Below are 13,952 nucleotides of genomic sequence, written 5' to 3' on the forward strand. Positions count from 1 at the left end.
AGGTTAAAAAAATCAGGAGTAGAAAACTTGAAAAATATGAGTGGTAAATTAATTGTATTTGAAGGTGTGGAAGGTTGTGGTAAAACTACCCAAATGACACTATGTAGTCAGTGGTTAGAGAGTCTAAGTGTATCCTTTGTCTTAACTCGTGAACCCGGTGGTACGGAATTAGGAAAGCATTTACGACGATTGTTATTAGAAAAATCTGAGAATAAGCCTGTTGGTGAGGTTACAGAGTTGTTACTATATGCTGCTGACCGGGCGCAACATATTGAACAGGAATTAAAACCTAATTTAGCAGACGGTAAATACATTTTATGCGATCGCTATACTGACTCTACCATTGCTTATCAAGGTTATGGCAGGGGTTTGAATATGAGTTTGATTAATCAACTCAATTATATTGCTACGGGTGGTTTGGAAAGTGATTTAACAATTTGGTTAGATGTGGATGTGGAAGTGGGACTTTCTCGAAAACGTGGAAGTGAAGCAGCATTAGATAGAATTGAACAGGAAACAATTGCTTTTCATCGTCGTGTGCAACAAGGATATACAGAATTAGCTGCAACTTATCCATCACGAATTTTTCGGGTAGATGGAAGTTTGAGTAAGGAAGTTGTGTATGAAAATATCAAGGAAATTTTAAATAAAAGGTTGTTAAGTATTCTGACTCCTGACTCCTGACTGCTTATAAATTATGTTTGAAGAATTAATAGGACAAAAACAAGCAATAGAATTATTAACTCAGTCTGTTAAACAAAACCGAGTTGCACCAGCTTATTTATTTGTCGGTGCTGATGGTGTAGGACGAAGTTTAGCAGCAAAATGTTTTATTGAATTAATCTTTTCTACTTCTGTACAACCTCATCAATTATCTACTTTAAAAAATCGCCTCCGTCAAGGAAACCACCCCGCTTTATTGTGGGTACAACCAACTTATCAATATCAAGGACAAAGACTAACAGCAACAGAAGCAGCAGAGAAAGGAGTTAAACGCAAAGCACCCCCGGTTATTCGATTGGAACAAATTCGAGAAATTACTCAATTTCTTTCCCGTCCACCGTTGGAATCTACGAGAAATGTAGTGGTTTTAGAACAAGCAGAAACAATGGCAGAATCTGCTGCAAACGCTTTACTCAAAACCTTAGAAGAACCGGGACAAGCAACCTTAATTTTAATTGCACCTTCTCCAGAGTCAGTTTTACCAACTTTAGTTTCTCGTTGTCAAAGAATACCTTTTTATAGATTAGATACTGCCTCCCTTACTCAGGTATTAACACAAACAAAAAATGTCGAGGTTTTACAACATTCAGAAGTTTTAAATTTAGCTGCTGGGAGTCCAGGAACTGCCATTTCAGCTTACCAACAATTACAAACAATTAATAGTGAATTACTGCAACAAGTAACAAAAATACCGACATCTTATCGCCATGCTTTAGAATTAGCTAAGAAAATTGATAAAGAATTAGATACAGAAGCACAATTATGGTTAATTGATTATCTGCAACAATATTACTGGCAGCAAATACATAAAAGGAGTATTATTGAACAGTTAGAAAAAACTCGTAAAAATTTATTATCTTATGCCCAACCCCGGCTAGTTTGGGAATGTACATTTTTATCATTATTACAAATATAGCAATCGTTCATACCCAGATCCCCGACTTCACCAGATCAATTTATCATTTATGAACACAATAAATAAAAAAAGTCGGGCATCTTGTTGTTCATAACTAATTAAAAATGAATTGAAAATGATGATTATGTAATATAATACAGTTAGTAAATTGCAATTTTTAATTGTTTATGTCTCCTTGGACTAGTCTTGTTACAGTTCTAGCACTCATTGTTTATTTTGTCGTAACAATTAACGTTGGTAGAGCCAGATTTAAATATAAAATCGTCCCTCCTGAAACCACAGGAAACCCAGATTTTGAAAGAGTGCTACGTGTTCAACAAAATACATTAGAACAACTCATTTTGTTTTTACCAGCTTTATGGTTGTTTTCTTTTTATGTCAGTCCCATTTGGGCTTCTGCTTTAGGTACAACTTGGATAATAGGACGCATTGCTTACGCTTGGGGATATTATCAAGCCGCAGAAAAACGAGGTGTAGGTTTTGGTATTAGTTCTTTGAGCGGTATTGTTCTAATTTTAGGTTCACTAATTGGGATTATTTTACATTTGGTGCAACTTCCAACTATCTAGTAAAAAAGTCATGAGTTAGTAGAGACGTTCCGCTGGAATATCTCTACTTTTATGTTTTATTTTACTAGAATCTAATTTACAATAATTCTTAACTAACCTAAATTAAACTGATAGAAATTTTCTCTATATACCAGAAACAATCTAAATTTCTGTTATTTATAAAACAAAGTAATAATTCGTAAATGTACACTACTAGACATCAAAATCCTTTCTTTTTATTTCATAATAATTAAATAAAGCCAGGGTAGTGAAAATAGCATATTTCATTTCTTCTTATCTACTAATTCTAAAAGTTCTACTTTTAGTTTTTTTGACAATTTATAAAAATTTACGTAACCTAAAAACTAGGTCTAGTAAATCAAAGCCCTAACAGCACCCCAACAGCACCCCAACAGCAATTTCATTCAGCTACATCAATAATTGCTGTTGTAGAAGTTTTCATGAACACAGGTATTGACTTCAAATCATTCGCTACTAATTGCCGCCAAATTACCTATTAATCAAAATAAAAATGACACCAGATGAACAGAATATTATCACAATAATATTCTAAAAAATATGGTTAGACGTGATTAATAGTAGTGATATTGAGGGAGATATTGAGCAATTATGCAAGTTTGTTTGAGGAGTAGTAAATAAATCTAGGAGAATTTCATGTTAGATTCCTTAACCTTGCTGAACGATCATAATTTACCATATCCAGATCCATTGCATCCCATCGTGGTTCACTTTGTAATTGCGATGATCTTATTTGCATTTTTCTGTGATTTAATTGGCTTTTTAACTGGAAAAAATCGCTTCTTTGAAGTAGGCTGGTGGAATTTATTTGTAGCCACAGTATCCATTTTCATCGCCATTATCTTTGGTCAATTTGAAGCAGGTTTAGCCAAACCTTACAACCTAGTTAAATCAGTCTTAAATTACCACACCTTAATCGGTTGGTCACTGTCAGGAATTCTCGCTGCAATTACAGCTTGGCGTTATGTACTCCGCACTCGTGACCCGCAAAGATTGCCAATTCATTATTTAGCTGTGGGGTTACTTTTAACCATACTTGTTGGTTTTCAAGTATATCTCGGTGATGAATTGGTGTGGGTTTATGGACTGCACACAGTACCAGTTGTGGAAGCCGTAAAGGATGGAATCTTACCATGAACTCAGAATTAATTGATCAAGTTAGCGCCCAAATGGGAGCAAATGGATTACCTTACACAATTCCTATTCATCCTAACTTAGTTCACCTCACTTTAGGATTATTCATCATTGGCATTATCTTTGATATTGCTGGTGTACTTTTCCCCTTAGAAAACTGGTTCTTTAAATATTTGGGTTTAGCTGTTCAACGCGCCCAATTATTTGAAGTTGGTTGGTACAACATGGTAGCTGCTGCCGTAATTACATTTTTCACAGTTGCAGCTGGTTTTTATGAGATGTTGTTAGCGACTCCACCAACAAACTTAAAAAGTTCTTGGGGTTTGCAAGCAATGGAAACCATGATGTGGCATGGTGTGGGCGGAGTTTTTCTATTAGCTTTAATGATTGGCATGACATTTTGGAGAGGATGGCAGCGTTATATTTCCTGCAAAGATTCAGATATCCAAGTGCGCTGGAGTTATATATTTGCCGGAGTTTTTATCATGTTTGTCATGTATTTACACGGCACATTAGGAGCGCAATTAGCAGGTGAATTTGGCGTTCATAACACTGCCGATAACTTGCTGAGAATGGGACAAGACATCAATCAGGTATTGAAGTAATGGTAATTGGTAATGGGTAATTGGTAATTGGTAAATAATTATCACCCATAACTAATGACCAATGACTAATAACCAATGACTAATGACTAATGATTAATTATGAACATCCGGCTGATTTTAAATCTTTTGACGTTGATGACTGGGGGGCTTGTCATCACAATTATGAGTATTTTCATCGGTAAACAGGCTTATTTTTGGCTTCCCCCCCAAGCTGCGGCCGAATCACATTTGATGGATGATTTGTTTAGCTTTTTGGTGACATTAGGTGCATTCATTTTTTTAGGTGTCACCAGCTTTATTTTGTATTCTGTCATCTTCCACCGCGCTAAAAATTATGACTTGAGTGATGGACCACACATTGAAGGTAACATCACATTAGAAGTTGTGTGGACAGCTATCCCCATTATGTTGGTGTTGTGGATTGCAAGTTATAGTTATCAAGTGTATGAACAAATGGGGATTCAAGGACCATCTCATTTGTTGCACTTACATAACCCCCTGCCCATAAAACTTGCTTATGCAGAAGAGAAAAAAACACCCACTGAAACCGTCAACCAACCTTTAGAAAAAATTGACGTACTTGCTAAACAATGGGCGTGGGTATTCCATTATCCTGAAAAAGATATTACCAGCACAGAATTGCATTTACCGAGCGATCGCCGAGTCCGTTTAGCCTTACAATCAGAAGATGTACTCCACGGGTTTTATATTCCCGCATTTCGCCTCAAACAAGACATCGTTCCTGGTAAAACCATCGACTTTGAATTTACCCCCATTCGCCCCGGTAAATATAGCCTCACCGACTCTCAATACAGTGGTACATACTTTGCAACCATGCAAGCAAACGTGATTGTTGAATCTCCAGAACAATATCACGAGTGGTTAGAAAAAGCTGTCAGCCACATCCCCACCCCAGCCAAAAATCAAGCTGCGACTGAATACGCCGAAAGCAGAAACCAAAGTGTAAAAACTGGTTGGGAAACCGTCAAACCTGCTGCACCTCCAATAGTTAATTTTTCGGGTTAACTAACTCTTCCTTTGCGTCTTTGCGCGAAACTTTCTTCTTGTCTGAATCAGGATGTCCAGGATTTAAGGATTTACAGGATTGTTATTAAATCCAAAATCCAAAATCTAAAATCTAAAATCCAAAATCCCATGACAAACATCTCCCTTGAAATTACTGGTGAATCACATCACCACGAACCGCCGAATAACTGGAAAACATACTTCACTTTCAGCACAGACCACAAAGTAATAGGTATTCAATACCTTGTTACTTCCTTTATTTTCTTCCTCGTTGGTGGTATCTTCGCTATGATTTTGCGGGGCGAACTTATCACCCCCGAATCTGATTTAATTGACCGTACAGTTTATAACGGAATGTTCACAATGCACGGAACAGTAATGCTGTTCCTGTGGACATTTCCCTCTCTTGTTGGGTTAGCAAACTATCTCATACCCATCATGATTGGGGCGCGAGATATGGCATTTCCTCGCCTCAACGCCGTCGCTTTTTGGATGGTTCCCGTAGTGGGAATTCTCCTCATGTCCAGCTTTTTTGTACCTGGTGGACCAGCCCAAGCAGGTTGGTGGGCTTATCCTCCCGTCAGCTTACAAAACCCCACAGGACATTTAATTAATGGGCAAGTTCTCTGGTTATTAGCAGTAGCAACTTCCGGTGTTTCTTCTATTATGGGCGCGGTGAATTTTGTCACCACCATTGTGAAAATGCGTGCGCCAGGAATGGGATTTTTTAGAATGCCCTTATTTGTTTGGGCAGTATTTAGCGCCCAAATTATCCAATTATTTGGACTTCCTGCTTTAACTGCTGGTGCAGTCATGTTGCTGTTGGACTTAACAGTTGGAACTGCATTTTTTGACCCCAGCAAAGGTGGAAATCCGGTAATGTTTCAGCATTATTTCTGGTTTTATTCCCACCCTGCGGTTTATGTCATCATCCTTCCCATCTTCGGAATTTTCTCAGAAATATTCCCTGTTTATTCTCGCAAACCTTTATTTGGTTATAAGGTAGTTGCAGTTTCTTCCATGTTAATTGCTGTGGTGAGTGCCATTGTTTGGGTACACCATATGTATGTGAGTGGAACTCCAGGCTGGATGCGGTTACTTTTCATGGTGACAACCATGTTTGTTTCCATTCCTACAGGGATTAAAGTATTCGCTTGGGTGGCAACAATTTGGGGTGGAAAAATTAAATTAACTACACCAATGATGTTTGCTTTGGGTGGGTTAATTATGTTTGTTTTTGCTGGTATTACAGGAATTATGCTTTCTTCTGTACCAGTAGACGTTCATGTTAACAATACCTATTTTGTAGTCGGTCATTTCCATTATGTTCTGTACGGAACAGTGACGATGGGAATGTATGCAGCCATCTATCATTGGTTCCCCAAAATGACAGGGCGGATGTTTAATGAAGGTTGGGGACAAATTCATTTTTGGTTAGCATTCATCGGTACTAATTTGAACTTTTTACCCATGCACCCATTAGGTTTGCAAGGGATGTTACGCCGAGTTGCTTCCTACGCGCCAGAATATACATTTTGGAATGTTCTCGCTAGTCTTGGTGCATTCTTATTAGGAATGTCTACCTTACCCTTCATTTTCAATATCTTAGTTTCTTGGACGCAAGGTGAAAAAGCACCTAATAATCCTTGGCGGGCTATTGGTTTAGAATGGCTGATTTCTTCACCTCCACCTGTTGAAAACTTTGAAGAAATTCCCATTGTGATTAGCGCACCTTACGGCTATGGGAAATCTGAACCCTTAACAGCTAACCTAGAAACCCAAACCATAAGAACAGCCGAATAAAAACAATACAGTTCAGTTAAAGGTTTTTCTTACCTCAGCGTCCTCTGCGTCTCTGCGGTTCGTTAAAAAAAATCAAACTTAACTGAACGTATTGCCAAATCAAAAGGAGAAATACACCAATGGATAGTTCAATTAACCCAGAAGAATTACATCATGTTGCCCATGAACATGAACATGATGAAGAAGGCAATAAAATGTTTGGTTTTATTGTTTTTCTCTTATCAGAAAGTGTCATCTTTTTAAGTTTCTTCGCTGGCTATATTATCTACAAAACTACAACAGTTAATTGGCTTCCTGCTGGTGTTTCAGGACTGGAAGTTACAACACCGACAATTAACACAATTATTCTGGTTTCTAGCAGCTTTGTGATTTACTTTGCTGAAAGATGTTTACAACGTGACAATTTACCAGGATTTCGTCTGTTTTTGTTGGCTACAATAGCAATGGGTAGCTATTTTTTATATGGTCAATATGTAGAATGGAGCGAATTAGAATTTGGCTTCACTTCCGGTACTTTTGGCGGGATGTTTTACCTGTTAACTGGATTTCACGGTTTGCACGTTTTCACCGGGATTTTGTTGCAGTTGATGATTTTGATTCGTTCTTTCATTCCCGGTAATTACGATACTGGTCACTTTGGTGTTAATTCAACTTCGTTGTTTTGGCACTTTGTTGATGTTATCTGGATTGTTTTGTTTATCCTTATCTACGTTTGGCAGTAGGGAAAGCATAGTTCTTATGGTGGGCAATGCCCACCTAAATTATTTTTAATATAAAAATTTTTAATATAAAAATTTTATAACTATTCATTACCCCATTTTTCAGCTTTTTCTTTATATCTATCACTAACTTCATTAATATATTTAGCGGATATTTTCTTCATATTATTTTTATCAGGATTTGCTTTAAAAAACTCAACAAATTTACCATTACATTGCATGAATGTTGTGATAGCTGACATCAAATCATTATCATCAACAGTACATAGTTCATAATGCAAATTACTTACTTGAGGAATGGGGAAATTACCATTATTTACTTGTTTGAGTTGAAGATTATTATCAGTAAAACAGCATTCATAAAATCCAACTAATTTTATGGGTTCTAGATGACCTTTTCCTAATAAAATTCCTAAAGCTATTTTCTCTAAATTTTCAGGAGACGCAGAAAACCATAAAGAAGGAAAACCTTTTCCTTCTTTAATATCCCTTATATAACGACTGGTATCTGGATTTTCTGGAGATAGAATTACCTTGTTTTCTTTACCTTTTTTCCAAAGATCCAGACTTTTTACACTTCTGTAGTAAATTAACTCGCTCACACCTTATAGCGACTCCAAGTATTCGCGTACATAAGTAGTTTTTTCATCTTTAAGCAAATTCTTGGCTTCTGTAAGCAGTTCTTCAGCTATTTGCACTTCTCCTAAAGCAAAACTTATTGCTTCTAGAGCAGAATATCTTACTTCAGCTTTAGAATGTTGAAGAAGTTTTCTGATAATATCAGCCGCATCTTTAGCATAACCTTCTATTTCTAAAAGAGGCTCAATAAGTCTTGCTATGGAAATCAATGCAAATGTATTTAAATTTCCTAAATGTCGCTTTAAGCTATTTACATCAGCCTTAGAAATTACTAGACAACCTTCCAAAAGCTCGTCTCGAATCTCTTCTACTCTATTTTCAAATTCAGAAATATCTGAACTCAGGAATAAATAACGAGATGTATTTTTTTCTGTAGAAACTTCTAACCTGTGTTTTTTAGCCTCTAAAGCTATATCCAACATCTTATAGTGTTCTGGACTACTTCCACCGCTAGATTTAGTACCTCTAAATTGTCCAGTATTTCGATTAATTACTGCACTCATTTGAAAAGCTCCTTTGCTGTTTCAGTAATACTCTTAAAAAATATCTCGTTTCTCAACCATCGCAAATTTCCTTCAAAAATACTTTTAATTGTCTCATGATCATTTGCTTCTAAATTTACTTCTTGAAAAACATCAATATCAAATATTAAAGGATATACTTGTTCTCCTTTCTCATTGTCCATAACTTCAGCAATTGTTTGATTAATAATTGCTCGCGATGGTTGATATTCTGGATGATATACTCTTACTTGCATAAAGTAGCCTTCCATTGTTACTGTTAAATCATTTGGTATTCCTGGTAGTATTTTCATGTAATTGTTTAACTCTATATCTCCTTCGGCAGGTATCATAATTTGGTTTACATAGCGTAAACCCAGACGAGTTACTTGTATTGGAGATGTGATTTCAGTATATTTTTGCCAAAGCTGATATGCTTCTTTATAAAATCTTTCCCATCCTTTATAAGGTTTTAATTTACTGAATGTAAACCCGTTTAATTTAGCTTGAATAATTCTTTTTTTATCCTCAGATATAAAAATATATCCTTCTGGTTTATTCGATATTGACAATAATTGAGGATTTATTATTTCATCAGGATTTTCTAAATTAAATTCAATACCTCCTTTAAATGCCATTTTTTTTTGACAAGTAGGAAAATCTTCCTTAATGTCTTCATGAATATCTAACAATCTTGTATGATCAAAATCTTTATCTACATTGACTGTGATATCCAGGATTGCTTCAGTAATAGGTGGATTAGGAAAGCTCATTTTTCATTTCTTCACAAACCAAGGAATTTAATTTTGAGAAAATCTGTCTCTATTCATAGTCTACAAGAAATAGTGATGATTTTCCGTATAATATTTTGTAATATAGGACTGGTATTTGATTTTTGAAATTCTCTGTGTAGAGAGGGAACTCTTAACAGGGAACAGGGGAAGTGTACGGAGTGTTTTTCAAGAATCAAATATGATTCCTATACCTGATAATATGTTTAATTATCAATCATATTAAGTAGGTGGGCGTTAAAAATTGTCGTTGGGGCAAGGGAACAGGGAACAGGAAGAGAGTTTTGAGCGATTTTACTTTTCTTCGCATACCTTTAAATTTTCTTGTTCACCTACTTATAATAGCTGGTAATCGCGTAATCATCTGGGGTAAATAGGTGAGTGACGACCCTCAGATGGCTGAAAATCCTGAGCGATATGGTATTCCGCCCCCAATTATTGAGCGGATACCATAACTGTGCGGTTTGTGCTTTTCCTCAGCCAGATATTATGACTCTTCTTCTTCTTCAGCAGTTGGATAGACGAAATTAGAACGTCCAGACAAAATTGATTTACCGAGAGAGAGAGCTTTCCGCGCTTCAACAACAGCCTTATGTGTCCAGGTAGCGCGGCGTTTGTCTCGTTTGGATTTGGATGTTTTCTTCTTAGGGACTGCCATGATAGCGGATATCGTGATTCTTGACAACCTTTTTATTCTAAGCCATCGATTGACAATTTTTGCCTTTCTGACTTTTAAAACAAAGGGACTGGGGAGATGGGGAGATGGGGAGATGGGGAGAAGAACTTTCTACCAATCACCTTTTCCCAATCACCAAGGGACTTCCAAATAAAAAAACACTCAACACTATCACGCGAAAAATCTCTCAAACCCTCATTCCTCTGCGTTCTCTGCGCCTCTGCGGTTAGTTAATCCTGATAATTTATTTTTTGGAAGCCCCCAAAACTACTTTTATCGTTTTTCTCCAGGTGGTTGATTTGTTGGTGGCGTTCCAGGTTCGGTAACTATGGGAGGTGTAGCAGCAGGAGTAGAATCAGGTGGTGTTGCCTGTGGTTCTAATAATAGTAGCGATCGCGCCGTTTTGAAGTATGTCACCCACCGTTGGGGATCGGGGCGCTGTTTCCATTGAATGCGACTCACATCCAAAGCTAAAACCGGGGCGATCATACCCTGATTTTGTGCAGTGATAATTATAGAAACTTCAGTGACTAAAATATCTTGGTCAAAACTACGTTGAGCCGCAGCCCTAGCGATCGCTTCTGCCCGTCGCAGAATGGTTTCATAGTTTTCTTCTGGTAATCGGTCAATGGCTAAGTCAACTCTAGCAGTATAAGCTTGGACAATTTGGGGCGATATCACTTCCGTAGCCAACCACAGGGGAAATGCCAACAAAAGCCAACATCCAGCCGGAACGATCCGGATTTTCCTGCCAACTTGGCCAATAAATGAAAAGGGGATGATTGATGATTGTTGAGTGTGAATCCTGTTCATAAACTTGTAGCTCTCCTAAATGATGACTCATCATTTTAATCGAATGCAAGTATTTTCCGATATCTTAACGTCATAAGAACTACTTTCAACAAGCAAACAAAAACCGACAAAGAGCGGGATGGTAAATTACTGGGCGATCGCCATTGGCATCAATCAATATCAATTATTTCAGCCTTTAAGCTGCGCTCAAAACGATGCTGAGGCACTAAAGGAATTTTTGGTGACAGAAGTAGGTTTTTTGCCCCAAAACTGCCTACTCATGACCAATACTTCACCACCGATAGGAGAAAAATCCTCCTATCCAACTCAAGACAATATTCTTTTTTTGTTGGAGGAATTAGCAGCAACATCTTGGCAACCGGAAGACTATCTCTGGTTTTTCTTCAGCGGTTATGGTGTTAACCACAATGACAAAGACTACTTAATGCCAGCAGATGGTAATCCCGAACAGGTTGCGGAAACTGGCATCGAAGTACGAGAAATCATGCAAGGTCTTCAAGCGGCCAAACTGAATTTATTCCTAATATTCGATATCAACCGCGCCTTTGGCACACAAGCCGATGCTCCCGTAGGTCAGGAAATTATCGACATAGCCAAACATCTACAAATGGCTGTCATGCTTTCTTGTCAACCAGAGCAATTTTCCCACGAAAGTAGCGAACTAGGTCACGGATTCTTTACAGCCGCCTTATTAGCAGCTTTGCGTTCTAATCAAGGTAGCAACTTAACAGAATTAGAAAGTTATGTTAGTTCCCTCACCCCAGAACTGTGTCAACACCACTGGCGGCCTCTTCAAAATCCTGTAACTGTCATTCCAGAACATCCGCCGGCTATTTTGCCAATCTTGACATTAGATCCCGACTCGGAAACAGAACAACTAATTTTTCCTGAAGAAAACTTTGCGGTTGCTCGCGTTATTCCCTTGGAGGGAGTGAAGGAATCTAAACATTCCAGCACAGACAGGACTTGGTGGGGAGAAAATAAAAATGCAGGAACTACCCTCAGCAAGACTTCCTCCCAGGTTGATCAATCTACAACTTCAGGTGAATCAGCAGCGAAGTCACCTATAGATAATCAGCAAATATTGGCAACTTCTCCAGAATTAAACACAGGCGCTAGATTTATTCCTTCTTCAGCTAAAGACTACGCCAAGCCTTCAGTCCAGGTAAATACCCCCATTTGGCAACAATTTATTTTATGGGGGGGAGGCAGCATGGTTATAGTCGCCTTAATTACTACTTTTCTCCTCCGTAATCAATCTAGTTTTCGCTTCAACAAGTTATCACCTGCCCTGAATAGTACCACTCGCAACTCGGAATTTTCCCAGAGTTTACCCCCTATTCCTGCTGACGTTGCCACTATAGAACCCATCAGCACTTCTATCGTTTCAACTTCTGACTCTCAAAAGCAAAACCAAGCAGTTTTGGGGATACAAAAAATGTCCCTTAGCTCCACAAAACCTAGTGATTTGAGTCAAGCGATCGCCACTTCCCAAAAAATTCAACCTGGTGAACCGCTTTACCAACAAGCACAGGAGAATATTCAGGTTTGGAGTCAAATGATTTTAGATTTAGCCCAGGAACAGGCTAAACAACAAAAATATGCTGATGCTATCGCTACTGCGGAATTAATTACCAAAAATACAGCCCTTTATCCCCAAGCCCAAGCATTAATTGCAAAATGGCGATTAGAATTCAAGAAGTATATCAGTAATCAAACTCTGTTAGATGCTGCTAATGCGTTAATTCAACCAGAACAAGCATCTACTTACAATCGGGCGATCGAAGTAGCGAAAAAAGTACCATCTGGACAACCAGGGTTTGAAATTGCTCAAAAATCTATTAATAAATGGAGTGAACAGATTTTAGAGTTGGCTAAAAATCGTGCTGCTAAAGGAGAATTCACCGCAGCTATTGAAACTGCGACTTTAGTTCCACAGACAACTTCTGCTTACGAAGATGCTCAGGATGCTATTCAAAAATGGCGCAGCAAGGTTAAAAGCTAATTGGCAACCAATATTAAATATTAAATCCCCGATTTCTTGGCGAAGTCGGGGATTTTCTGATTCACAAATGCTTGGCAAATATTTTATGTGCGCTTGTTTAACAATACTGTGAAATATCTTCGCCGCATTCATCGGCTAAATAACACATAGCGCGAAATCTTAAACCTACAACTTCTTCATATAAAGGGTTCAGTTTACACATTGGGGGAATATGAAACAGGGTTTTACCAAATAATTTGACATCACGCTCAAAAGGACATTGCGCCGGAATTAATTGACACAACCGATGGGCAAATTGGCGATCGCCTACTTTTAAGTTATCCAACCACTGTCGCAAAGGACGCAGAAAACCCCAACCAGATGGCGAATGAGAAGCCTGTAACTCTGTGACATCAGCCTTTTTTGTCTCTGCCTGATGGAACGATACCCAGCTTGCGAAAAAAATCTTTTTGGTGGTACTTTCAAACACCTTCATGGTTACTCCTCTCTTTTTATGAGGGTATTCACCTTACTGATGAATATACAATATGACAATTACTATGCCCGGAAGAATAGTATTCTGACGGAAATTCTGGAAAAAGTGTGAGTAGCCACTTCAAATCAGAACCTGTGTGTTACTACGTCAAGTTAAACTCAATTTCCCCAAAATGGGTACTCTCGTCAGCTAATCTTTTTGATAACTTGACACACTTTAAATTCTAATGAAGTCCTCTACCTTTGGACAGGTTTGGCTGTAACCGTTACAAAACTTAATATATTGAAGGATTATCTGTATACTGGATCACTATAAATGCTATTTATCTAGTATTTAAGGCAGTGATTATGCTGCAAGTTGCTATTTATAGAGTATTAGAGCTAACTTGCTTAGAGTTACGGTGGGTTACATTCCCGGTTTAAGAATACCCCTAAGTCTTTAATTTTCCTGATTTCGCCACGCTTTTTTTCAGGATTATAAACCTCTTCAACCAACGATAAGTAAGTAATATAGGACTCATATTTGAATTTTGAAAAAATC

Annotated in this window: 15 protein-coding genes; 9 read left to right on the forward strand and 6 right to left on the reverse strand. The window is 37.8% G+C overall.

Translation table 11 applies throughout. From position 1 onward, the window contains the following. Positions 1-36 precede the first annotated feature (36 nt). The 8 genes from tmk to VB694_RS12155 all read left to right on the forward strand — a co-directional run bounded on the left by tmk (position 37) and on the right by VB694_RS12155 (position 7,516). Positions 37-684 (forward strand): dTMP kinase, encoded by a 648-nt coding sequence (tmk, locus tag VB694_RS12120; protein WP_323360572.1) that lies wholly within the window; start codon positions 37-39, stop codon positions 682-684. Positions 685-697: 13 nt separating this feature from the next. After that, positions 698-1,639: a DNA polymerase III subunit delta' gene (gene holB / locus VB694_RS12125; protein WP_323360573.1), complete on the forward strand. Its 942-nt coding sequence runs from the start codon at positions 698-700 to the stop codon at positions 1,637-1,639. 167 nt (positions 1,640-1,806) lie between these two features. Continuing rightward, positions 1,807-2,208: an MAPEG family protein gene (locus VB694_RS12130; protein ID WP_323360574.1), complete on the forward strand. Its 402-nt coding sequence runs from the start codon at positions 1,807-1,809 to the stop codon at positions 2,206-2,208. Positions 2,209-2,862: 654 nt separating this feature from the next. Next, complete coding sequence (locus VB694_RS12135; RefSeq protein WP_323360575.1) at positions 2,863-3,363, forward strand: DUF2231 domain-containing protein; 501 nt, start codon at positions 2,863-2,865, stop codon at positions 3,361-3,363. Continuing rightward, complete coding sequence (locus VB694_RS12140; RefSeq protein WP_323360576.1) at positions 3,360-3,965, forward strand: DUF2231 domain-containing protein; 606 nt, start codon at positions 3,360-3,362, stop codon at positions 3,963-3,965. The genes VB694_RS12135 and VB694_RS12140 overlap by 4 nt, the downstream gene beginning before the upstream one ends. Before the next feature lie 99 nt (positions 3,966-4,064). Then, entirely contained in the window at positions 4,065-4,991 is a 927-nt protein-coding gene (locus VB694_RS12145; RefSeq protein WP_323360577.1) for a cytochrome c oxidase subunit II, read from the forward strand. A gap of 129 nt (positions 4,992-5,120) precedes the next feature. Then, positions 5,121-6,794: a cytochrome c oxidase subunit I gene (gene ctaD, locus VB694_RS12150; RefSeq protein WP_323360578.1), complete on the forward strand. Its 1,674-nt coding sequence runs from the start codon at positions 5,121-5,123 to the stop codon at positions 6,792-6,794. Positions 6,795-6,913: 119 nt separating this feature from the next. Next, positions 6,914-7,516 carry a heme-copper oxidase subunit III gene (locus VB694_RS12155; RefSeq protein WP_323360579.1) on the forward strand — a complete coding sequence of 201 codons (603 nt, stop codon included), beginning with the start codon at positions 6,914-6,916 and terminating at the stop codon, positions 7,514-7,516. Between the two features lie 80 nt (positions 7,517-7,596). Here VB694_RS12155 and VB694_RS12160 read toward each other — a convergent pair whose 3' ends face one another. The 5 genes from VB694_RS12160 to VB694_RS12180 form a co-directional block, all read right to left on the reverse strand. Next, on the reverse strand, positions 7,597-8,115 hold the full coding sequence (locus tag VB694_RS12160) for a hypothetical protein (protein ID WP_323360580.1): 519 nt from the start codon (positions 8,113-8,115) through the stop codon (positions 7,597-7,599). Between the two features lie 3 nt (positions 8,116-8,118). Next, the gene (locus VB694_RS12165) at positions 8,119-8,655 is read right to left on the reverse strand and encodes a hypothetical protein (protein ID WP_323360581.1); all 537 of its coding nucleotides are present in this window, start codon (positions 8,653-8,655) and stop codon (positions 8,119-8,121) included. Next, positions 8,652-9,425 carry a TIGR04255 family protein gene (locus tag VB694_RS12170; protein WP_323360582.1) on the reverse strand — a complete coding sequence of 258 codons (774 nt, stop codon included), beginning with the start codon at positions 9,423-9,425 and terminating at the stop codon, positions 8,652-8,654. The genes VB694_RS12165 and VB694_RS12170 overlap by 4 nt, the downstream gene beginning before the upstream one ends. A gap of 505 nt (positions 9,426-9,930) precedes the next feature. Further along, positions 9,931-10,101 (reverse strand): 50S ribosomal protein L32, encoded by a 171-nt coding sequence (gene rpmF / locus VB694_RS12175; protein ID WP_323360583.1) that lies wholly within the window; start codon positions 10,099-10,101, stop codon positions 9,931-9,933. A 291-nt stretch (positions 10,102-10,392) separates the two neighbouring features. Beyond that, the gene (locus VB694_RS12180; protein WP_323360584.1) at positions 10,393-10,932 is read right to left on the reverse strand and encodes a hypothetical protein; all 540 of its coding nucleotides are present in this window, start codon (positions 10,930-10,932) and stop codon (positions 10,393-10,395) included. A gap of 118 nt (positions 10,933-11,050) precedes the next feature. Between VB694_RS12180 and VB694_RS12185 the strand changes: the two genes are divergently transcribed. Then, complete coding sequence (locus VB694_RS12185; protein WP_323360585.1) at positions 11,051-12,937, forward strand: caspase family protein; 1,887 nt, start codon at positions 11,051-11,053, stop codon at positions 12,935-12,937. Positions 12,938-13,034: 97 nt separating this feature from the next. Here VB694_RS12185 and VB694_RS12190 read toward each other — a convergent pair whose 3' ends face one another. Further along, complete coding sequence (locus VB694_RS12190) at positions 13,035-13,412, reverse strand: Mo-dependent nitrogenase C-terminal domain-containing protein (protein WP_323360586.1); 378 nt, start codon at positions 13,410-13,412, stop codon at positions 13,035-13,037. Positions 13,413-13,952 lie beyond the last annotated feature (540 nt).

Source organism: Anabaena sp. UHCC 0451, from assembly GCF_034931405.1.
GTDB lineage: Bacteria > Cyanobacteriota > Cyanobacteriia > Cyanobacteriales > Nostocaceae > RDYJ01.